This is a genomic window from Conexibacter arvalis (assembly GCF_014199525.1).
GTDB lineage: Bacteria > Actinomycetota > Thermoleophilia > Solirubrobacterales > Solirubrobacteraceae > Conexibacter > Conexibacter arvalis.
The window spans coordinates 1,438,430-1,459,720 of the sequence record NZ_JACHNU010000001.1 but is presented as its reverse complement, the minus strand read 5'-3'; the positions used below and the strand labels follow the sequence as shown (position 1 = coordinate 1,459,720).

Genomic DNA, 21,291 nt, shown 5'->3' with positions numbered 1-21,291 from the left:
ACATGGCGCGCGATCCCTGGACAGACCCCGACCCGCAGCCCGGCGACTTCGACGCCGACCTCGACGCGATCGATCCGCGCTACGTCGAAGCACACCCTGGCGACCCCGACGCCAAGCTGACCATCGTCGTGGGCGTCGAGGGCGAAGACGCGGAGCGCCTGCAACAGCTCGCCGCGCGCCGCAGACAGCGCCCCGCCGAGGTCATCAGCTCGCTGTTGCGCAGCGCCTGACCGCGCATCGCGCTGCGCACGCGTTCGGATGGACCAGTCGCTGAACGCAGCCCAACTCGAGGTCCTTAGATGGGTGGCCGACGGCTGTCCAGAAGGGCACATGCAGGGGTCGACGCATCGCATCTCGGCCGCCGCACTCCGAAGCCGCGGCTTCGTCCGAATCTCGGGCCGGGGACGTACGTGGCGCGCCACCATCACGCCTGCCGGGCGCGCAATCCTCGGATCTCCGCCGTGTCAGCACAGCGCACCGGAAGCGGCTCCGACCGGGCCAGCAGAACTCCCGACCACGAGAGCCGCCAACCACCCGCCCCAGCCCTCTCACGCGCAGCCTCCAGTCGAGGCAGACGAGACTGAGGGCACGCTTGCTGATGCGCCGGCTCGCACCGACCCGATTGCTGCCGACCTCCGTGGGGCGCACCGTCTAATCCGTGCCACCAGAGAAGCAGCGCGCGGCCGGCGGCCCGGTCCAGACGGCCGGCTCGCCATCAACGGTTCCGGCCTCGTCCGGATGTTCGTCACTCGCGATCGGCTTCAACGAGCGCTGTTGCTCGCGCATAGCCTTACCGCAGGCGCCGTTCGACGTGGCTGGAACGTCCAGCCCTACACAAAGGAGGGGCACGGGTCGCACCCGGGCATCGCCATCGTGGTCGGTGAGCACCGGTACCCCATCGAAGTCCACGAAGAGACCGAAACCCTTCCCTTCACGCAGCAGGAAATCGACGCTTGGCGCAACGAGTACACGTGGGACAGGGAGCGTCGCGCCCACGAGATGCCCCCAGTCCAGCACAAGCGCAAGAAGGCCACGGGCAGACTTCGCCTCGTGCTGCCAACCGGCTATGGCGGCGGCCGAGCGATGTGGACAGATAGCCCCCGCTCGCTCAACGACGCGTTGGATCAGATCTTCCAGGTATTGGAACAACGCGTCATCGCCGATGACCTCGCAGCCGAGCATGCGCGCCGACAGCGCGAGGAATGGGAGCGACAGGAACGGATTCGCGTGGAACGCGCACGTATGGCCCGTATTGAGGAGGCACGCCTCGCTCGGGCGACGGCGGAAATCGCTGCCTGGCGCCAATCTCAGGAACTGGTCAAATACGCCGCTGCCCTCCGTAGGAGGATCCCCGACCTGGAGTCCGCCGAGCGCACCCGAATCGAGGCTTGGTGCGACTGGCTCGAGGATCGCGCCCTACGCTCCGACCCAACTCAGCAGACGTCCCTCGTCGTCGGACTCCAAGATGAACGCGACGGACGTGGATGGTAGATCGGGCAATCGACACTGGGATCGCTTGCCCGGACGGTCGGATTTCCCATTACGTGGAGGCTCTGTTTGAGGCTCTCTCGCTCAGGTGTTGAGGGCGGCGTAGCCTCTCCAGGCCGACAGGTCTACGGGCGTGGCGAGCGACCCCATCAGGCGGTAGATCACCTCGGATCCGTAGGCCACGATGGCCGCGGAATAGGCTCTGAAGTCCAGTCGCGTAACACGGATCAGTTGCCCATCCTCGTAGCGAACGCGCAGGCTTGGCGCCGTCGTCAGGTCGTCTTCGCTGATTCGCCCCGCGCGATGCACCAGAGCGTTCCGGATCATCACGGCCTCGCACAGCGCCTCATCGAGATCATCGGGGATCGGACGGGCGTCGGGAGCATGAAGACGGATGTGCCGAAGCGCCTCTTCCCACCGCTGAGAGCCAGCCCCGGCAGGGCGCGGTTGCCGGGCCTTCTTGGGCAGTTGCTCGATCATCACCTTCACGAATGCGTCGGCCATCGCCTGGTGCATCTCGTCGTTGACGCGAGTGAACAGCTCCGGCTGCTCCTCTTTACGACTCTGACGCGCTCAGCGAAATGCATGCGCACAATAGCCTCGCGTGCGCTGGGAACGATCGCCTCCACGAGTGCATCGAGCGCGCTCAGCAGGGCGATCAGGGTCATGGCATTCAACTCGACGTTGTCGGCCGCCAAATCGAACCGCGCGAGCTCGGCACGCTCCCACCTGGCATAAGACTCGGAACCCGGTGAGTCATCGGGTCTGTCCAAAGAAGTCTGCGCCATCTCGTAGATGCTGTTGATCGCGGTCGTTCGGGTTCGCTCGGCGGCCTCGACCGCTCCCCACCAGTCGGCGACGATCGCCTCGCGTCCATGGCCGAGACGAGCATCGCTTCGGGCGTTGCGGAGTTGCTGCTCGCCCAACGTCCGCGTGGCATCGTCCTCCGCATGTGGATCAATCATGTCCATAGGTTGCCGTCCGGCGCAGTCAGGCGCGCCGGCTCGCGGACAGACCACTGTGCCGGCCTCTCTCCACGCCAACTACCACGAGTCGTCTGACGTCGCAGGCGCATCTACAGGGCGGGTTCTGAACACCATCCCGCGACCGGCTACCGGTTCGTGGAAGCAATCGAACTGCCCTGAGCTCGCGAACGGAGCAGGACTCCAAGACTCCACTTTCCACCTCGGACCGAGATTCAAGCGCCCTATGGCCGCGGACCGATCACGACCGGTGCGGCTCCCTGGAGTCTGGTCGTCCGCCTGACGTACCATCCCGCCGTGGCTCCTTCTGATCTACAGCTCCTCGCCGATTACAACTTTTCAGGCCGCAACGAGGAAGAGATTCGAGGCGATTGGATCGAGCCGCTGCTGCGTCTTCTCGGCTACGGGCTCGGAACTCGCCATCGCATTCTGCGCGAGACCCAGCTGATCTTGGACCCACCGGTCCGAATGCTCGGCTCCTCGCGGCACAGAATCGACTTCGTCCCGACGGTCTTCAACCGACGACTGTGGATCATCGAGGCCAAACGGCCGCAAGAAAATCTGTTCGCGGACGAACATCTCGGCCAAGCATGGTCTTACGCGACCGACCCGCGGATCGCAGTCCCGCTCATCGTCTTGTGTGACGGCACGCGACTCGGCATGTTCGATGTGACGACCCCCGAGTGGACGACGCCGGTGCTCGACGTGCAAAAGTCGCAACTTGCTGAGCGCTTTGACGAGGTCTTCTCTTGGCTGGGCGCACCACGCGTTGCCGAGCGCGGCCGGCAGTTGCATCTCGGTCACCTGCGCAATGCGCTTGAGGCGCAGGTTGACCTCGAAGCGCTGAATCAGACGGTCGCCGAGGTCAAGTCGATGGTCGAGGAGGTCCGACCGGCCGTAGTCGAGCGCCGGCGCCAAATTCGAAACGAGGCCCGCGAGCGTATTCACAACGCAGGGCGTGCCGCGACAGAGAAGGCCGGTATGTGGCGCCAGGCACAGCATCTCGACGGGCCAGCTCCAGTCGCCAGTTGGCGCAACATCGAGGACACCGCAGAGATCGTCCGCCGCACGGCGCCGATTGTGCGCGTGCGCGAGTTCGACCAGATCGAGCGAGCTACTACGCCGACTGGCGAGAACGAGACACGCATGTGGTTCGGTCTGCGCGCCGTGCGCATGGGAGCCGCCGTTCTGCTTTCCCAGACCGACGGATGCGCTGAACACTGCATAGCTGAGGCGCGACGAGCGGCTCATCATCACGCCACTGCGTTCGTGGACGACCGGTTGCTCGCAGCCTCCTATCGCCTTCAGCGAGCCTTGGGGCAGTTCGGATGGCGCTTTGCGGCGATCGCCAAGCCCCAACTCGACGCCCAAGCTGCCGAACTCGTCCGAGCGCTTGAAGTCGAGGAATGGCTGCGCCGCGATGGGGAGATCGGGATCACGTCCGCAGACCAGTACAAGCGCGTCGCGCTCCTCAGCCCACGGATCATCCAGGCCCAGATCAAGCCGTGGACGGCCGAGCAGGTCGAGCGCGTTGCAGTCCAGACTGAAGAACGGCTCGATCGCCTGCCAAGACCCAACGGCCTCGAACGCCTCCAGCCTGCGGGCGATCCGTGGCTGGCCTCATGGCAGCGAGACCCTCTCCGAGACCTCTCCAAGGCGATCTTGCAAGGTATCCCCCGACACGCCGATGACCCACTCGTCCTCGCCTTGGCGACCGAACTCCTTGAGCACTTCGAGGAGGAGGTCACCACATCCTGACGGCAGCGTGACCTAGATCGAGCGACGCTGGGGCGCCTGCGCCTCGGCGAGGATCTGTCTGAACTGTTCGATCTTCTCGTACCGGCGCACGCGCGCAAGGATGGCGTCGATCGATCGGGCGCGGAAGCCAAGCTGCCGGAGCAGCGACATCTCGATGATGGCCTGGAGTTGGATCGTGAGCAGAACAAGCGCAGCGCCGCGGGCTGCTCGCCTTTCGAGCTTGGGGTTGTAGTGGGTGTAGTAGTTCCGAGCGTCCTTGAAGGCGGCGATGAACGCCTTTTGGTCAGCGGATGTCGAGCCGACGATCTGCGCTGAGACCGTCCGGCACTGATCGAGAACGTCGCGCACGCGTTCAGCCAGCGTCTTGTTCCCAGGCTGGCGTCGACGCCGGAAGTCGTATGTCTCAACCGCTTGTGCGTAGGACAAGAAGCGCACTTCCAAGTAGAGATCGGGGTGGTGAAGGGTCCCGAAGAAGAGGTTGAAGACCGGCTCGAGGCGGGCCTGTCGTGCGAACCACTTTCTCATCACGGTCGAGATGTCCGGGGTCGCCTCGGCGAGCGGAAAGAGCATCTCCGATGGATCGCGACGCTTGGAGGGAGGATCGGGATTGTGCGGGATGCCCCACAAGATCTCGATAGGGATTGGCTCGTCTGCCTGGGCGCGTACGAAGTCGTCTTGGAACCCCGTGACGGCAAGGATGGTGCTAGGACGACCGGCGGCAAACGTGAAGAAGTTGCGCAACTCGGCGACGCGGGTGAAGACCTCTCTCAGGCTCGCGCGCCGACGAAACCGAAGGTGGAGCGATGCTTGCTGCGTGAGCGCGATAGCGTCCGTTCGTGCGCCGAGGCCCTGACTTGTCGCCCTGAACCGTATGAAAGCTCTCTCTCCGCGAGCCAACGGGATCTCGATGTCGTCGGGCACTTCGTAGCGGACCTCGACGCTGGCGGGGACTGTGTAGCCCTTCTCGTGCTTCTCCATACCGAGCTGAGTCTTGAAGCCCGACATCTGAGTCCAGCTATTGAGATCGCTGACCTGGAGAGCGATCTCGTCAAAGCCGATCTCTTCCGCATCGACGAACTTCTTGCCAATGAGCGCGACTTTCCATCTGTAGGTGGCGGTCGGGACCCCCGGCCAGCTCTCTGTGTAGGCAGCAGCCTGATGGCCCTCAAGCGTGACCGGCTTCCCACTCGTGGTCAGTCCCACGAGGCGTGGGTGCTCGGCCAAGTCGAACGAGTAGACCTTCTGCTGTTCGGTCTCGGAAAGCAGCTGGTGACCGAAATGCCCGATCAGCTCCAGAGATGCCTCACCCTTGGCAATCGTGAGCGTCCCAGCCACCTGGTTGGCTTCGTCGCTAGGCACCCACCAACGCCCCCGATATTCATGGGTGTTGACCACCCAAGGGACGCTATCTGCAGACGGGAGACGGACGCGCCGCCAGTCCGAGACGCTTGCCGAGATCTTGGAGAGCCTTCGACGTGAACGTCGACTACGACAAGTCCGACCTGACGATGATCGAGACGCTGCGCGCTCGCCGCACGTCCGCCCAGGGCCAGGATGAGAGCGCTTAGCTGACGCTGTGCGGTCGCAGATCCATCTACGAGGCGGGTTCTTGACGGATATCCCTGACCGTGGCTACCGGTTCGTCGAGGTCCGCGAGTTGCCGTAGGTCGCGGGAGCGACGGGGGTCAAACCCACGTTCGGCACCACCACATCGAGATTCGAGGGTGAGCAGCGTGGGGGGCTCGCCACGGGCTCGGTTCGTGAGTGCCAACGGCTCAACGAGGTTCCGGCGTCCCGACGCTAGCAATCCTTGTGGTCCGGAGACACCGAGCCTCCAACGTGCCCGCCGACGCTGACCGCCCCAGCCGATCTACGGGCGCGAACGAGCTACGACGCGCAGCTGACAGCTTCGTCAGCTTGTTGCACCAGTGCCGCGAGGCGTGCCGCGGCGTCCTCTGGCTGCTCGTGCTCCCAAACCTGCACAACCGTCCACCCCGCGGCTGTGAGCGCCGCAGTCGTCTCGGCATCGCGTCTGCGGTTTGCCGCGATTTTGTCGGCCCACCACTTCGTATTCGACTTCGTGGGTCGCGAATGTTCAGGGCATCCGTGCCAGAAACAGCCGTGGACGAACACGGCGATTCTCGCGCGCTGGAAGACGACGTCCGCCTTGGACCGAACCTCCGGGACTGGCGAATGATCGATCCGATATCGCAGCCCTCGACGTGTGAGCGCTTGGCGCAACAGGATCTCGGGCTTCGTATCGCGTCTTGCTTGCCGCTTCATGCGCAACTGTGTCGCGCTGTCCAACGCGGGCGGGGCCGGAAGCCTTGACGCGGGCCTAATGGGTCTTGGTTTCGGGTGCAGCCGCTCTGCATCCGACTCGCCGAGTACTGCGCGGGCGATGGCAGACGCCAAGGCATGCGCCAGGAGTGGAGGAACCGCATTGCCGATCTGGCGACAAACCGACGAAGCGTTTCCGACGAAGTCGTACCAGTCAGGAAAAGTCTGAAGTCGGGCGGCTTCTCGCGCGGTGAGCGCCCGGTCGTAATAGGGGTGTGTGAAACAGCCCGTCGTCACGTTGTTGAACTGCGTGGTCGTTCTCAGGCGAGCAAACGAACTGCTGCAAACGACGCCGCATCACCTCCGCTCTGCGGGCTTCCGGTTGCCTCGCGTCTCGGCCGTCAACCGGCCAATTCTTCCATCGCTTTCACTCGCGGCGGCGTTCGATGACAGTGCGCGAGCCGGTCACGCGAGCTACCGCGTGCGATCGTTGGCAGCAGGGATCGTCACGACCATGACACAGGAGATCCGCGAGGGGCGAGAGCCCTCATCAGTCACACGACGCAACTCCTGACTGAACAGTCGGAATCTTGTTCCTGCGCCGACGGTAAGGCGATCGCACGGTCAGAGCTGGCCGACGCCGACCCGCAGGTGCTGTTCGCTGCACCGGGCGAACGACGGGCGGAGGGGATCGCAGGCGCTCTCACCGGTCCGAGAACGGCTCGGCTTCGCGTCGTCATATGGTCGCCGAATCGGCAGACGCCTCTGCTTGGCTTAGTCCGCGCGGCGTCGCCGACTCCCTGCGCTGACGCGGGATACCGCTTTGCTGGCGCCCAGCGAAACTGATGCCGCTACGGTCCTCCCCCGATGGACGAGCGCGTGTTCAATGTCCTGGGGAGCCGTGTCGGGTGGGAACTGCCAGCCTGGGTGCTCGGCATCGAACGCTCTGCTCTTGTCTCGGTCCTGGCCTACGAGCCCTTCGCCCTGGGCGACGATGAAGGACGTGCGCTTCATGATGCCTTCGAGCTGACGGGCGACGTTGCTCTCGACAGTCATCGAGATCTCATCGCCCAGGCGGTGGCGCGAGATGACAACGGGGACGTCCGAGCCGTCGCGGCCCGAGAGCGGTTCACCGGCCTCGCACATGAGTGCCCTGACACCGATGACGAACTGGTGCGGGCGCTGTTCGAGCTTGCGCGTGACCTCTATCCGGGCCTTCTCGCGCGCTGGCCCGGCCTCTACGTCGAGGTTCACAGAGAAGCGCTGGCGACAGCCGCCGAGTCAGCGCCAGCATTCTCGAACGCGGTAAGCCTGCTCGCATACGAGTTGAGATTCATCCCCTCCGACGACCGCCCCACCGATGACGCAGGTCGCCGCGCGAATGTCGAAACCTTAGACGGAGTCGGGGAACAGCTCGACGCCTGGAGACTCCCGTTACGGGTCCTGGAGACATCAACCAAGCGCGTCATCGCGAGAGGCGGAACGCTCACGCCAGGAGAGCTCTACGAGCAGGTCGCGCACGACATCGACGAGCTTCGCGATCTCGCTGCGGGGAGACGGCGAAACATCCCCGTCGTCGTTGTCATTCGTGGCGTTGGGCTCGCTGAAGATCAGCGTGCCGACCTGAACACGTACGGAATCCTTCGACCGCCGCACGCACGAGAAAAGGCAACCGTCCCCAACGACATGACCGCCGGTCGGTCGACCGTGATGCTCCAACGCACCCGACAGGTTGGGCTCGTCGTCGTGCAACCCCCGGGCAGCGGCATGAAGTTCAACCCCGAGCATTGGAACGAGCATCCGGACGTTCAGGCAGCCGAACTTGCCGCGTTCGCTTGCGTCGTCGCGCCCGAGCGAGAAGTGCCCTGCTCGGCAACGGTCCTCTACCCCATCACGCTCTACCCGCTCGGTTTGCGCAACGGGTTTCCTAGCGCGCTCCAACGCGGGACCGGCTGGCGCTCGAACGTCCTCACCGACGAGGAGATCGTCGCCATCGAGAGATTCGCCAGCCGTCTCCGCCAGCACCACCACGAGTCAGTCGCGATCTCGGTACGTCGTCTCCTCAGCTCGCTCGCCCGCGACGACGCCGAAGACGGCCTTATCGACGCCGTGATGGTGTGGGAGAACCTCGTCGGGGCCGAGAACGAGACCACCTTCCGGGTGACTGCCGCACTCGCGTTACTCCTCGAAACGGACCCGGCGAGACGCGCAGTCGCCCTCAGAACCTTCAGAGCCGTCTACAACTGCCGTTCAAAGGTTGTGCACGGCGCGCAGCTCCCAGCCAACACCTCGTTGGCGAAGATGCGACGCATCGCCACCGAAACCGCCGTGGCTGCTCTTCGACGGCTCTACTCCGATTTCCCCGAACTGCTGAGTGACCAGAGGCGCGGCACCCGACTTCTTCTCGGGGACCTGCCAGCATTGCCCGCCGCAGCCGCCGCCCCCGAGCCCAGCGCGGCCGAGGAAATCTGACCCTCCGAGCCGCTTGGGATCATGGCCCGGTGACGAAGAGGCGTGCTGGACGCAATGACCGCTGCCCCTGCGGGAGCGGCCAAAAATACAAGCGGTGCTGCTTGGACCAAGATGAGGCGCCGGCCACGGCTTCGTCTGATCAAGGCGAACTCACTCTGGTGGTAGAGACGCCTCGCGGCCCGCTCGTACGACACATCCCAAGCGCGTCACCGCTGCGTGGAGATGTCAGACAGGGACTTGCCGCCGAGATTGCGACGCACGACGCAGCGTCAGTATGGGGTCTTCCCGACTTCGTGTTTCAGCCCCAACTTACTTCCGTGGGCTCGGGCACTCGTGAACTCGGCGATGGCACGCTGTTGGTTGGCGACCTCGGCGTGGCGGTTCAGGTGAAGAGCCGCGAGACGCCCTCCTCGGACCCTGAAAAAGAGCGCCGCTGGCTCGAAAAGAAGGCCATCGAAGGCTTGGGGCAGGGCAACGGCAGTATCCGCCGCCTGTGTCTGCAACCGACGGAGCTGACGAACCTGCGCGGGGCGTCCATGCGGGTCGACGGCAAGGAGTACCGCTGGCTCGTCGTGGTCGTGCTCGATCACGCCGACCCGCCAGACGACGTCACGCCGACGCTGACCGGCTCGAAGCACCCCGCTGTCGTTCTGCTGCGGCGTGACTGGGACTTTCTGTTCGATCAGCTCAAGTCGACGAACGCAGTCGTGCGCTACCTGGAACGAGTCGCGGATGAACCGGCGGTACTCGGGTCCGAACCGGTGCGCTATCACGAACTCGCGCTCGCGGACCATGACGCGCTCCCGACGAGACTCGACCCGCAACTTGTCGGGAACGGAACACCGATTCACTCCCCGGTGCTGCCGCTTCTTCCTGCCGCATCGGATGACCGCAACGCCCACGGAATCGTTCGCACCCTCTTCGAGGATTTCGCGACGACGCTCGCCGAGAGAATGAGCATCGAGGACCGGTTGAGAGTCCTCGCCGAACTCGACCGACTGCCCGTAGGCGAACGGACCGGTTTCGGTCGCTTCGTCCTGAGAGCGTTCCAGGAAGTCAGCACCGACGATCGCGGCGGCATACTGTGGCGGCTGAGAAGCATCCGTGGTGCAGCTGGTCACGCCCATCTCGGCTTTGGCGCTTGCTCGCACCCTCACGACGAGAACATCCAGGCCGGCTTCCGCACCTGGGTGCAACTCCGGCACCACGACGTTCTTGCCGCAACTAGAGATGTCGATGGGCTGATGACCGTCGGCCTCCTGCTGACTCCGAGCGTACGGTTCAGACGCCCTTGGGACACCACTGTCGTGGCTGTCTCCGGAGACTTCGGTTTCTCCGAAAAGGAGCTTGCCGCTGCGCGAAGACTCTGGCCAGGTTGAAACCAAAGCGGCGCCCGGCGCCGCTGTACCGCCATCACCGAGCCATAGACGTTTCGTCGATGGGATGCGCCTTCGCCGGCCAACCACCCATTGACGAAAGATCGATCCGCTCGCTCGCACGACGATCGACCGCGCCTCGCGATCGTTCCGACCTCGCTCAGAGAGGCGAACGCCTTCGTCGCCGAGCACCATCGTCACAACCGCCCGGTGGCCGCCGGCGTCTGCGTCGTCGCCGTCAAGGCCGATGACCGCTTGTGCGGCGTCGCGATCCTCGGCCGTCCCGTCGCGCGCAAGCTCGAGGACGGCTTCACCGCCGAGGTCCGGCGCGTCTGCACCGACGGCACGCCCAACGCCTGCTCCATGCTCCTGCGCGCCGCGTGGCGAGCCGCGAAGGCGCTCGGGTACCGCAACGTCATCACCTACACGCTCAGAGAGGAGGGCGGCGCTTCGCTGCGTGCGGCAGGCTTCAAGCTCGTCACCGACAGAGCCGGCGGCGGCAGATGGAGCAGCGGCGGACGCAGAGCCGCCGACACCCACCCGCTCGGCTACAGATGCCGCTGGGAGCTGCCGACGTGACGGCCGAGCGAGATGTGCCGTCCGCCGACGGAGAGCGGGCCGCCGTCGGTTGCCCTGAGCTGCGCGTCGAGATCGGCCCTTTGAAGGCGGCCGACGCCCATCAGCGCGGTCGGCAGGTTCGGGTGATCCTGCGCCTGCTTCGGCGTGCGGCGCGGGAGCAGCCAGGTCAGGCTGCGATCTTGCGACGACCACGGCGACCTTGATCTAGATGGTGGACATGAGCGTCATCGTCTCGCCCACCCCCATCGCACCGGCCACCGTCAGATACGCCTTCTACGGGCGCGTCTCGACCGAGGACCAGCAGGACCCGTCGCTGTCGATCCCGCGCCAGCTCGCCGCCTGCGAGCGGGTCGTGCGCGAGGTCGGCGGGACGATCGTCGCGTTCTACTGGGACATCGAGAGCGGCAGAAAGGAACTCTTGACGCGGGGACGCGGCGCCAACAGCACGCCGTTTGGCGTGCCGGTCCGGCGCGACGGCGGCATCGCCGACCTGCGCGCGGACGCATCGAAGGGCCGCTCGTTCGACGCCGTAATCGTCGAGAGCATCGACCGCCTGTCGCGCATGACCGCCGACGCTACCGGTATCGAGCGCGAACTCGAACACCTCGACATCGGCCTCTTCGCCTCCGACGAGCCGATGGTCGCCAACGCGACCGCGATCCTGACCCGCCGCGTCAAGCAGGGCGTCGCCGAGTGGTACGTGTGCGACCTGATGGAGAAGAGCCGTCGCGGTATGGAGAAGAGCGTCAAGCAGGGCTGGCACACGGGCGGACCGGTCCCCTACGGCTACACGCTCGAACCACACCGCCACCCCAACCCACACAAAGCGCGCGAGGGCAAGAAGAAGCACCGGCTCGTTCCCGATCCCGAGCGCGCGCCGATCGTGCTGATGATCTTCTCGTGGTACGTCGTGCGGAAGCTTGGCATCGGCGAGATCTGCGACCGGCTGAACCGCGACCTCGACCGCTATCCGCCGCCGCAGCGGAACCGCAAGGACGACAACGACCTTCCGCAGACGTGGAGCAAGGCGCAAATCCAGTCGATGCTGCGCAATCCGAAGTACACCGGGTTCAACGTCTGGAACCGCCACGACAAGCGGCGCGGCCGACCGCTGATCCGCCCCAAGGAGCAGTGGGCCTGGAGCGCCGAACCCGCCCACGAGCCGATCGTGCCGAGAGAGCTGTTCGATGAGGTCGACGGCCGCGCGCGGCGCAACACGATCCAGCCGGGCCGCAGAGCGCAAGTCGAGTACCCGCAGCGCACAGGCCGCCGCGCCGGCCGCCTCTACCCGCTGCGCGGCCGGGTCCGCTGCGCGCGGTGCGGACGCCGTATGGAGGGCAGCCACCAGAGGCACGCCAACTGGTACCGCTGCCGCTTCGTCTGGACGCGCGGCGGGATCGCCGCCGACAGAGCCGGCCATCCGCGCGCGCTCGGCATCAGAGAGTCCGACATCCTCGACCACCTGATCGACTTCATGGGTCGTCAACTGTTCGGCCCTGAGCGGCTGCGGCTCCTGCGCAAGCAACTCGTGGGCCGCCGACGGGCCGCGCGCCGAGCACGACGAGCAGGCGCGGGCGCTGCGCAGAGAGCGCGAACAGGTCGACCGCGCTCTCTACCGGCAGACGCTTCGCCTCGAAGAGCACGACGACCCCCACCACCCCGTCGTCGTGGTCGCCAAGGAGCGGATCGCGGAGCTGAGCAGCCGCCGCGTCGAGATCGACGACGCGCTCGCCGTGCTCGCCGAACAGCGTCCCGACGGTCCCGATCCCGCCGAGATCGAGGCGATGCTCGACGCCATCCCGGACCTACGGCCGACGCTCCGCGCAGCCGACCCCGAGGAGCTTGCCGAGATCTTCGAGGCGTTCGACGTGAACGTCGCCTACGACAAGCCCAATCGGACGCTGACGCTCGCGGCTACGATCACGCCGGAGCTGGTCCCGGAAAAACAAAATCCCCGACCGCCGAGAGGGCAGGTCGGGGATTTCGTATATAGCGGGGGCGGGATTCGAACCCGCGACCTTCGGGTTATGAGCCCGACGAGCTACCAGACTGCTCCACCCCGCGGCGGACGAATGATTCTAGCGCACTCGCTCGAGATGTGGCGGGCGGGGTCGTGGCGGCGTGCCAAACCGGCGCGAACGGGGTCGCGGGCCTACGATCCGGGGATGGCCACCGTCTTCGTCACGCGCCGCTATCCCGGCGGCGCGCTCGCTCGCATTCCCGCCGCCGGACACACGATGGACGTGTGGGAGGAGGACCAGCCGATCGACCGCGCGACGCTGCTCGAGCGGGCGCGCGAGGCCGACGCGCTGCTCTGCACGCTGACCGACACGGTCGACGGCGAGCTGCTCGACGCCTGCCCGCGCATCAGAACGGTCGCGAACTACGGCGTCGGCTACGACAACGTCGACGTCGCCGCCGCCCATGCGCGCGGCGTCGCGGTCGGCAACACGCCCGACGTGCTGACCGACGCGACCGCCGACCTCGCGTTCGCGCTGCTGCTCGCCGCCGCGCGCCGCCTGCCCGAGTCGATGGCCATCGTCACCGAGGGCCGCTGGGGTGCCTTCAAGCCAGACGGCCACCTCGGCCGCGACCTCGCGGGCGCGACGCTCGGGATCGTCGGCGCCGGTCGCATCGGCGCGGCGGTCGCGCGCCGGGCCGCGGGCTTCGACATGGAGGTCCTGGAGGGCACCAGCCGGGGCGGCACGCCGCTGCCCGAGCTGCTCGAGCGCTCCGACTTCGTCTCGCTGCACGTCCCGCTGACGCCCGCGACCCGCCACCTGATCGACGCGGCGGCGCTGGAGCGGATGAAGCCGACCGCGATCCTCGTCAACACGGCGCGCGGCCCGATCGTCGACACCGACGCGCTGATCGCCGCGCTCCACGCCGGCGCGATCGGCGGCGCGGCGCTCGACGTCACCGACCCCGAGCCGCTGCCGGCCGACCATCCGCTGCTGGCGGCGCCGAACGTGCTCGTGCTGCCGCACGTCGGATCCGCCACGACCCGTACCCGCGGGCGCATGACGGAGCTGGCCGTCGGCAACGTCCTCGCCGGCCTCGCCGGCGAGCCGCTGCCCCACGCCGTCCCGGCACCCCGCGCGTAGCCGCACCGCCAGCTCGTAGGATCAGCCCGGATGCGCATCGGAGCCGTCGACATCGGCACCAACTCGACCCGCCTGCTGATCGCGGACGTCGCGCCCGACGGCCGCATCGTCGAGCTCGACCGCCGCTCGCAGGTCACGCGCCTCGGCGACAGGGTCGACCTCAGCGGCCGCCTCGACGACGCCGCCGTCGGCCGCGTCTTCGCGACGCTCGACGCCTACCGCGACGCGCTCGACGCCGCCGAGGTCCCGGCCGACGCGCGCCTCGCCGTCCTCACCAGCGCCGTCCGCGACGCCGCCAACGGCGCCGACTTCGCCACCCAGGTGCGCGACCGCTACGGCCTCGACGCGCAGACGATCGCGGGCGAGCGCGAGGCGCAGCTGACGTTCCTCGGCGCCACGCACGACCGCGACCCGGACGACGCGACGCCGCTGCTCGTCTACGACATCGGCGGCGGCTCGACCGAGCTGGTCGTCGGGCACGCCGGCGACGTCGACTTCCACGTCACGACCCAGGCCGGGGTCGTGCGCCAGACCGAGCGCCACATCCGCCACGACCCGCCGCGCCCGCACGAGCTGCAGTCGCTCGCCGCCGAGATCCGCCGCATCCTCGACGCGCTCGTCCCGCAGGAGGTGCGCTCGCGGGCGCAGGCGGCGATCGGCGTCGCCGGCACGGCGACCTCGCTGGCCGCGATCGACCAGGAGCTGGAGCCCTACGACCCCGCCCGCGTCCACGGCTACGTCGCGGAGCTCGGGACGGCCGAGCTCCAACTCGCCCGCCTGGCGCAGCTCCCGCTCACCGCACGCCAGCAGATCCGCGGCCTCCATCCCGATCGCGCGCCGGTGATCGTCGCCGGCCTCGTGATCCTCATCGAGGTCCTTCGAGCCTTCGGTTTCCGGCGCACCGAGGTGTCTGAACATGACATCCTCCACGGAGTGCTGCTGGAACGTGCGCGCGCCAGGCCGTAGCGCAAACCACCACCCCTACCCGATGCGGTTCAGGTGCCAAACCGACCTGGACGGATGTTCGATTGTTTGCGCTCGAACCACTCGGGCAAACTCGGCCTGTCGGGCATCGGGTTCGTGCAAGCGAGTCGGCTGCCCGACCCATAGGTCCGGGCGAAGCCGCATGAACACGGCGCCTCCCGCCGTCCGGACCATTGATAGGCCCTTTCAAGGCACGTACCCCTGCCCGTCCTGATTGGGCCGCTTTGAGGAAACCGTCCGCATGATGCGGGCGGTTTCCTCTTTTTGGGTACGGAGTCGTCTCGTCGCGTGGGACCGCGTCGCGCCCGCGCCGGCGCGACGCGCGCCGGGCCACGATCGCTAGGCCAGGTTCGACTTGCGCGGGTAGACGACCGTCGGGTCCGTGAGCACGTTGACCAGCGCCGGCACCCCGGCCGAGAAGGCGCGGTCGAGCGCGCCGCGCAGGTCCTGCGGACGCTCGACCAGCTCGCCGTGTCCGCCGAGCGATCTGACGACCTCGTCGTAGCGGGTCGCGGGGCGCAGCTCGGCGGCGACCGAGTAGCCGTAGAGGAACTCCATCGGGTGCTTCTCCAGTGCCCAGATGCCGTTGTTGCCCATCACGCCGACGACGTCGACGCCGTGGCGCGCGAGCGTGTCGTACTCCATCCCGGCGAAGCCGAAGGCGCCGTCGCCGTAGAGCAGCACGACCTGCCGCTCCGGTCTCGCCATCTTCGCCGCGAGCGCGTAGCCCGGTCCGCTGCCGAGGCAGCCGAACGGACCCGGGTCGAGCCAGCAGCCCGGCTCGTAGGAGTCGACGACGCGGCCCGCGTAGGAGACGAAGTCGCCGCCGTCGCAGACGACGATCGCGTTGCGGTCGATCACCTCGGCGAGCCCCTTGTAGAGCCGCATCGGGTGCAGCGGCGCGCGCTCGTCGTTCAGCTCGGCCGCCTCCGCCGCATGCTTCTCCTCCTCGACGGCGCGCAGCTGCTCGTGCCAGCGCGAGCGGTCGGGACCGCCGGCGGCCGCGACGCGCAGCGCGTCGAGCGTCGCCGGCAGCGCGCCGTACAGCTCCGCGGCGACCGCGCGCGGGTGCTCGCGGACCGGCTCCGCGACGTCGATCGCGATCAGCTCTGTGTCGGCGCCGAACGACTCGCCGAAGCCGAGCCGGAAGTCCATCGGGACGCCGATCACCAGCGCGACGTCGGCGCCCTTCAGCGCGGCGCCGCGCGACCGCGAGAAGAACAGCTCGTGGTCGGCCGAGAGGCAGCCGCGCGCGAGCCCGTTGAGGAAGACCGGGATCCCCAGCTCCTCGGCGAGCGCTCTGAGCGCCTGCTCGCCGTGGCCCCAGTAGAGGTTCGTGCCCGCCATCACGACCGGCCGCTCGGCCTGCTGGAGCAGCCGCCCGGCGCGCTCGATCGCGTCGCCGTCGGCGCCGGGGCCGAGATGGGGCTGCAGCAGTCTCGCGTCGCTCTCTGGCTCGGCCGCCTCGCTGAAGACGTGATCCATCGAGAAGTCGAGGAAGGTCGGCCCCGAGTGGGGCGTCATCGCCGCGCGCAGGGCGTCGTCGACGAGGCCGGGGATCTCCTCGGTCCCGTCGGGGGTCGTCGCCAGCTTCGCGAGCGGCCGCACGAACGGGATATGGTCGATCTCCTGCAGCGAGCCGCGGCCCCATCGGAGCGCGGGCGCACGACCGCCGAGCATCAGCATCGGCGAGTTGTTCGACTGCGCGGACGCGAGCGCGCTGAGCGCGTTCGTCACGCCAGGACCCGCCGTGACCGCGGCTACCCCGGGGGTCCGCGTGACCTTCGCCCACCCCTCCGCGGCGAACGCCGCCGTCTGCTCGTGGCGGACGTCGACGATGTCGATGCCCTCCTCGCGGCAGCCGTCGTAGATCGGGAAGATGTGACCGCCGGAGAGCGTGAAGAGCTTCGTGACGCCGTGGGCCTTGATGCGGCGCGCGATCAGTCGACCGCCGTGCAACCGCGTCTCCTGCTGCGTGTCCGTTGACATGGGCCGATGCTAAACCGCGCGGCAGCGCCGATGAGCTGGTACGAGGATGCGCGACCTTTCGTACAACTTGATGAGCCTGTATGAGCTTCGTATGACGGCGGACCGGGGGGTTGCGCACGGCGCTGGGAGCGCGCATAGTGCGGCTGGGGCGAGGAGATGGCACGACCTCCTTCGATCCCGACAGATGACCGGGTGAGCCGACCGACCTCGGCGCCTCCCAACACCCGGTCCGCGACGCATCGCTCCGGGCGGGCATGGACCCCCGACCTCGCCCGTCCCCATAGGAGCCGTCGACAAGGAAGAGGCCCGGAAGGAATCCGGGCCTCTTCTCATGCTACGACGCGGGGACGGCCTCGCCGCGGGGATCGGTCGGATGCTCGCCCGTCGCCGGCTCGACCGGAGCATGCTCGCCGGTCCTCGGCTCGGTCCCCGGACGGGACTGCTCCTGGCGCGCGTGCTCCCCGGTCCTCGGCTCGGTCCCGTCCGGCGAGCCGGCGGCGGTGGCGCTGACCGCCTTCGGCGCCCACAGCTGCACGCGCTCGCTCTTGCCCTTCAGCTTGACCGCGGGCCGGTTCTCGAAGCGCCCGTGCTCCTCGCGCAGCAGCGCGCGCGTCGCCTCCGTCACGAGCACGGTGTCGCCGGTCTGGCGGGTCACCTGCTCGACGCGGTCGGCCGTGTTGACGGCGTCGCCGATGACCGTGTACTCGACATGGCCGCCGCCGCCGACGGTGCCGGCGACGACCGGGCCGGAGTTGACGCCGATGCCGACGTGGACGTCGTCGTAGCGGTCGCGGATCGCGACGGCGATCTCGAGCGCCGCGGCGACCGCCCGGTCGGCGTGGTCCGCGAGCGGCTCCGGAGCCCCGAAGATCGCCAGCAGGCCGTCGCCGACGTACTTGTCGGCCCGTCCGCCGCGCCGCTCGATGATCGGCACGACGAGCCCGTAGAACTCGTTCAGGAAGTCGACGATGCGCCCGGCCGAGGCCTGCTCGGCCATCGCCGTGAAGTCGCGGATGTCGAGCACGAGCACCGAGACCTCGTGCTCCTCGCCGTGCAGGTGGGTGCCGTCGCGCAGCACCATCTCGGTCACGTCAGGGCCGACGTACGCGTCGAAGGCCTCGTGCAGCCGCTCGCGCTCCTCCAGGCCGGCGACCATGTCGTTGAACGACTGCGCGAGGCGGCCGGTCTCGTCGTTGGAGACGACCGGCACGCGCGTGCTGAGGTCGCCGCGGCCGACCCGCTCGGTCGCCGAGCGCAGCTGATCGATCGGGTCGAAGATCGAGCGCGACAGCAGGATCGTCAGCTCCAGCGAGATCACGAACGCGGTCGCGACCGCGATCACGACCGCCGGCCCGAGGTCGTCGAGCTTCGCCCCGTGCCGGTTCATCTCGATCCCGGCGACGATCACGCCGGTGAGGATGTTGATCGCCGGCAGGCCGATCAGCAGCCGCCGCCGCAGCGAGACGCCGGCGCGGCCGGGCTCGAAGCTCTCGGGCATCTGCAGCGCGACGTCCTCCAGCACCGGACGCAGCAGCGACTCGAGGAAGAAGAAGCGCAGCAGGGCGCCGTAGGAGAGCGTCAGCAGCATCCCGAGCAGGATCGCCAGCGCCGACCAGGGCGGCAGGTCGAGCTTCAGCGTCGCGAAGACGGCGAAGGGGATGATCACGAGCGCGATCGGAACGGTCGGCACGCGGCGGGTGTAGTCGCTGGGCAGGCTGGTCAGCGCCCGCCAGGCAGCGGTCGTCGCGGAGCGGTCGCGCGCCCCGTCCAGCCAAGCTCTGACCGGACGCAGCAGCCGCCGCGCGAGCAGGGTCGAGCTCACGTTGTCGAGCGCCACCAGCACCTCGGCCACGACCAGCAGGAGCACGAAGGTCTCGTTGCTCATCGGCTGGTAGAGCCGGAGGAGCACGATCCCGCCGAGCGCGAGCAGGTGCGCGATCTGGAACTGGAGGACGACGACGGTCAGCGGATAGCGCCGGCCGAGCCGGCGATACGCATATCGCAGTACTCGGTCCATCCCTCCCTGGATTGTGACAGCGCCGGCACCCGTTTTGAGGTCGGCGCGGATGAGGAAGCGCTCACGCGCCGACCGGCTCAGCGCCCGCGCTGAGCTGATACGACCGCCGGCAGCGCGAACATGGCGGCCGTGACGCCCTGCTCGCCGCTGAAGAGCCCGTTCCCGTGACGGACCGCCGGCAGCACCCCGCCGCCGCCGACCCACAGCGCACGGCCGGCTGCCTCCAGCTCGCGATCGCGCCGGGGATCCTCGGCCGCGTCGAGCGTCTCGTCGACGTCGAGCCCGGCCGCGGCCGCCGCCTCCGCGAGCATGCGCGGGTCCTCGACGTCGAAGCCGCCGCAGAAGGCGAGCCGCCCGACCGCGATCGCGAAGGCCGGGCCGCGACCGCGGCTCGCGGCGTAGGCCGCCGCCCGCATCGCGAACGGCACGGCGCCGGGGAAGCGCTCCGGCCACACCAGCGGCATGTGCAGCTCGCGCGCGCGGCGCTCGGCCGCGTCGAGCTCGCGCGTGTCGACCATCCCGCGCGCGAGCGGGCCGGCGTCGAGGCGACGGCCGATCGCCGGCCGCCACTGCGCGCCGGCGAAGCGGCGGTCGATCCGCTCTGCCGCCAGGTACGTGTACGGCGACGCGAGGTCGAAGAAGAAGGTCACCCGCGGCGGCGCCGTCGCCCGCTCGACCGCGACCGTCCGACGAGTCGCGAGCTGGATCAGATCTCCCATCGAGCCAGACCTCCCTTCGAACCTGCATCGTGCGCGCCGACGCGCTCTGGCGGCGCGGCAGCACTGGACAGTCCGTCGCTCTTTTCACCGGTGCATTCGACAGGAAGGCGAAACCTGGCGCGTTCGAGGCGCAATTTGCGCATCAAGGCTCCTCGGCTACCCGTCAGTCGGTTAATCTGCATCACGGTAGGTAGGTCGCCCCGCTCTCGTCCCATCGGAGGTTCCCCATTTCACCCGCTCCCCCGCCCAAACGGCATCCCTACGACCAGTGGTCGCCCGACGCCCGGGCGCTCGACCTCGTCGGCGACAAGTGGACGCTCCTCATCGTCCGCGACCTCGTCAGCGGCCCGCGCCGCTTCGTCGAGCTGCAGCGGACGCTTCCGGGCATCTCGACCGAGCAGCTGCGCTCGCGGCTCAACCGGATGGTCGCCGACGGCCTGCTCACGCGGCAGCGGTACCGCGAGGTCCCGCCGCGCGTCGACTACGAGCTGACCGAGCGCGCCCGTGACCTGATCCCCGTGCTCGCCGCGCTGGCGCGCTGGGGCTACGAGTGGTCCTGGACCGAGCCGCGCCGCGGCGAGGCGATCGACATCGGAGCGGTCTTCCGGCTGGCGCCGGGCCTCCTGACCGTCCCGAAGTCGCTCAAGGGCACGCTCGCCCTCACCGTCCTGCAGCGCTCCAAGGACGGCGAGGACAGGCACTACCTCATCACCATCAAGAGAGGCGAGGTGACGCTCGAGGAGCGCGAGGAGGCCGATGCCAGCGCCCAGATCAGCGGGACCGAGCGCGCGTGGATCGACGCGCTCGTGCCCGAGGGGACCCGCAAGGGCCTCGAGATTTCGGGCGACGCGAAGATCACCGACGCCGTCCTCGACGGGCTCACGCCGACCGTCACGCGCGCCGTGGCGGCCGCCTGAGGCGCCCGCAGCGAGAGGCCGCCCGCGCAGCCGGATCGAACCGGCTGCGCGGCGCGCCGCCGCGCCTCCCGTTTCGCGAAGGGAACGACTCGTTCCCCCGCAGGAACTCAGCTCGTCGCTGCACCTCACCCGTCCTACGCTACGCCCCCACGTCAAGCCCGGTCCGGACTCAGACGTTCACGGCGCGTCAACAAGCCGGTGCATCAGCTCCGATGTCTCGATGCCGGCGACGCTGACGACCTTCTGGCGCGCGGACGATCCGCGGATGACGGAGACCGTGCTCGGAGGGACGCCGAGCCGCTTCGCCAGCAGCTTGCAGAGGGCGGCGTTGGCCTTGCCGTCGACCGGCGGCGCGTTGACGCGGACGACCAGCGCGCCGTCGCGGACCCCGGCGATCTCGCTCCGCTTCGCGCGTGGCTGGACTCTGACTGTCAGCTCACCCATCGCCCCACCGTACCGGCCGCGCGTAGGATGGTCGGCGTGCCCGCCCGGGTGGCGGAACTGGCAGACGCCGCCGACTTAAAATCGGCTGTCCTCGCGGACGTGCGGGTTCGAGCCCCGCCCCGGGCATGCGCTTCGCGTCGCGAGCCCCGCGACGGCGAGCCGACGCTCGCCGCCGTGCGGG

The 21,291-nt window shown here is 68.3% G+C and carries 18 protein-coding genes, 2 tRNA genes and 1 pseudogene; 12 read left to right on the top strand and 9 right to left on the bottom strand.

The annotated features are described in order from the left end of the window. Nucleotides 1–2: 2 nt before the first annotated feature. Together BDZ31_RS06825 and BDZ31_RS06820 are read left to right on the top strand one after the other, a co-directional pair. Nucleotides 3–230: a hypothetical protein gene (locus tag BDZ31_RS06825; protein ID WP_221242833.1), complete on the top strand. Its 228-nt coding sequence runs from the start codon at nucleotides 3–5 to the stop codon at nucleotides 228–230. A gap of 508 nt (nucleotides 231–738) precedes the next feature. Then, nucleotides 739–1,491, top strand: a complete 753-nt coding sequence (locus BDZ31_RS06820; protein ID WP_183340238.1) for a hypothetical protein — start codon at nucleotides 739–741, stop codon at nucleotides 1,489–1,491. A gap of 81 nt (nucleotides 1,492–1,572) precedes the next feature. Here the strand turns inward: BDZ31_RS06820 and BDZ31_RS06815 are convergent, their stop codons facing one another. After that, nucleotides 1,573–1,992 carry a hypothetical protein gene (locus BDZ31_RS06815; protein ID WP_183340236.1) on the bottom strand — a complete coding sequence of 140 codons (420 nt, stop codon included), beginning with the start codon at nucleotides 1,990–1,992 and terminating at the stop codon, nucleotides 1,573–1,575. Beyond that, a complete protein-coding gene (locus BDZ31_RS06810) occupies nucleotides 1,974–2,453 on the bottom strand; it encodes a hypothetical protein (protein WP_183340234.1) in 480 nt (159 codons plus the stop codon). The genes BDZ31_RS06815 and BDZ31_RS06810 overlap by 19 nt, the downstream gene beginning before the upstream one ends. A 315-nt stretch (nucleotides 2,454–2,768) precedes the next feature. Here BDZ31_RS06810 and BDZ31_RS06805 point away from each other — a divergent pair, with 315 nt between their 5' ends. Further along, nucleotides 2,769–4,229 carry a type I restriction enzyme HsdR N-terminal domain-containing protein gene (locus BDZ31_RS06805; RefSeq protein ID WP_183340232.1) on the top strand — a complete coding sequence of 487 codons (1,461 nt, stop codon included), beginning with the start codon at nucleotides 2,769–2,771 and terminating at the stop codon, nucleotides 4,227–4,229. Between the two features lie 12 nt (nucleotides 4,230–4,241). On the opposite strand, the gene BDZ31_RS06800 is transcribed toward BDZ31_RS06805, so the two are convergent. Both BDZ31_RS06800 and BDZ31_RS26185 read right to left on the bottom strand, forming a co-directional pair. Further along, nucleotides 4,242–5,624, bottom strand: a complete 1,383-nt coding sequence (locus BDZ31_RS06800) for an ApeA N-terminal domain 1-containing protein (RefSeq protein ID WP_183340230.1) — start codon at nucleotides 5,622–5,624, stop codon at nucleotides 4,242–4,244. 492 nt (nucleotides 5,625–6,116) lie between these two features. Further along, nucleotides 6,117–6,806, bottom strand: a complete 690-nt coding sequence (locus tag BDZ31_RS26185; RefSeq protein ID WP_183340229.1) for a very short patch repair endonuclease — start codon at nucleotides 6,804–6,806, stop codon at nucleotides 6,117–6,119. A 570-nt stretch (nucleotides 6,807–7,376) separates the two neighbouring features. Between BDZ31_RS26185 and BDZ31_RS06790 the strand changes: the two genes are divergently transcribed. The 5 genes and pseudogenes from BDZ31_RS06790 (at nucleotide 7,377) to BDZ31_RS06775 (ending at nucleotide 12,929) form a co-directional block, all read left to right on the top strand. Then, nucleotides 7,377–8,981 carry a hypothetical protein gene (locus tag BDZ31_RS06790; protein WP_183340227.1) on the top strand — a complete coding sequence of 535 codons (1,605 nt, stop codon included), beginning with the start codon at nucleotides 7,377–7,379 and terminating at the stop codon, nucleotides 8,979–8,981. A 29-nt stretch (nucleotides 8,982–9,010) separates the two neighbouring features. Continuing rightward, nucleotides 9,011–9,085, top strand: a pseudogene (locus BDZ31_RS25870) (SEC-C metal-binding domain-containing protein); the annotation flags it as partial. Nucleotides 9,086–9,298: 213 nt separating this feature from the next. After that, nucleotides 9,299–10,360: a hypothetical protein gene (locus BDZ31_RS06785; RefSeq protein ID WP_246344454.1), complete on the top strand. Its 1,062-nt coding sequence runs from the start codon at nucleotides 9,299–9,301 to the stop codon at nucleotides 10,358–10,360. Between the two features lie 90 nt (nucleotides 10,361–10,450). After that, nucleotides 10,451–10,936, top strand: coding sequence for an XF1762 family protein (locus BDZ31_RS06780; RefSeq protein ID WP_183340225.1), 486 nt, complete (start codon nucleotides 10,451–10,453; stop codon nucleotides 10,934–10,936). A 217-nt stretch (nucleotides 10,937–11,153) separates the two neighbouring features. Then, on the top strand, nucleotides 11,154–12,929 hold the full coding sequence (locus tag BDZ31_RS06775; RefSeq protein ID WP_183340223.1) for a recombinase family protein: 1,776 nt from the start codon (nucleotides 11,154–11,156) through the stop codon (nucleotides 12,927–12,929). Here BDZ31_RS06775 and BDZ31_RS06770 read toward each other — a convergent pair. Then, a tRNA-Met gene (locus BDZ31_RS06770) sits at nucleotides 12,927–13,000 on the bottom strand. The two genes, BDZ31_RS06775 and BDZ31_RS06770, sit on opposite strands and share 3 nt — an antisense overlap. A 101-nt stretch (nucleotides 13,001–13,101) precedes the next feature. Between BDZ31_RS06770 and BDZ31_RS06765 the strand changes: the two genes are divergently transcribed. Next, nucleotides 13,102–14,040, top strand: coding sequence for a 2-hydroxyacid dehydrogenase (locus BDZ31_RS06765; RefSeq protein ID WP_183340221.1), 939 nt, complete (start codon nucleotides 13,102–13,104; stop codon nucleotides 14,038–14,040). A 30-nt stretch (nucleotides 14,041–14,070) separates the two neighbouring features. Further along, nucleotides 14,071–15,006: a Ppx/GppA phosphatase family protein gene (locus BDZ31_RS06760; RefSeq protein ID WP_183340219.1), complete on the top strand. Its 936-nt coding sequence runs from the start codon at nucleotides 14,071–14,073 to the stop codon at nucleotides 15,004–15,006. Nucleotides 15,007–15,363: 357 nt separating this feature from the next. On the opposite strand, the gene BDZ31_RS06755 is transcribed toward BDZ31_RS06760, so the two are convergent. The 3 genes from BDZ31_RS06755 to BDZ31_RS06745 all read right to left on the bottom strand — a co-directional run bounded on the left by BDZ31_RS06755 (nucleotide 15,364) and on the right by BDZ31_RS06745 (nucleotide 19,749). Next, the gene (locus BDZ31_RS06755; protein WP_183340217.1) at nucleotides 15,364–17,013 is read right to left on the bottom strand and encodes an acetolactate synthase; all 1,650 of its coding nucleotides are present in this window, start codon (nucleotides 17,011–17,013) and stop codon (nucleotides 15,364–15,366) included. Nucleotides 17,014–17,347: 334 nt separating this feature from the next. Continuing rightward, on the bottom strand, nucleotides 17,348–19,030 hold the full coding sequence (locus BDZ31_RS06750; protein ID WP_183340215.1) for an adenylate/guanylate cyclase domain-containing protein: 1,683 nt from the start codon (nucleotides 19,028–19,030) through the stop codon (nucleotides 17,348–17,350). Nucleotides 19,031–19,107: 77 nt separating this feature from the next. Next, nucleotides 19,108–19,749 (bottom strand): DsbA family protein, encoded by a 642-nt coding sequence (locus BDZ31_RS06745; protein ID WP_183340213.1) that lies wholly within the window; start codon nucleotides 19,747–19,749, stop codon nucleotides 19,108–19,110. A gap of 227 nt (nucleotides 19,750–19,976) precedes the next feature. On the opposite strand from BDZ31_RS06745, the gene BDZ31_RS24485 reads away from it, so the two are divergent. Further along, on the top strand, nucleotides 19,977–20,666 hold the full coding sequence (locus BDZ31_RS24485; protein ID WP_343075548.1) for a winged helix-turn-helix transcriptional regulator: 690 nt from the start codon (nucleotides 19,977–19,979) through the stop codon (nucleotides 20,664–20,666). A gap of 177 nt (nucleotides 20,667–20,843) precedes the next feature. On the opposite strand, the gene BDZ31_RS06735 is transcribed toward BDZ31_RS24485, so the two are convergent. Further along, on the bottom strand, nucleotides 20,844–21,110 hold the full coding sequence (locus BDZ31_RS06735; RefSeq protein ID WP_183340211.1) for a DUF167 domain-containing protein: 267 nt from the start codon (nucleotides 21,108–21,110) through the stop codon (nucleotides 20,844–20,846). Nucleotides 21,111–21,152: 42 nt separating this feature from the next. On the opposite strand from BDZ31_RS06735, the gene BDZ31_RS06730 reads away from it, so the two are divergent. Then, nucleotides 21,153–21,236, top strand: a tRNA-Leu gene (locus BDZ31_RS06730). Nucleotides 21,237–21,291 lie beyond the last annotated feature (55 nt).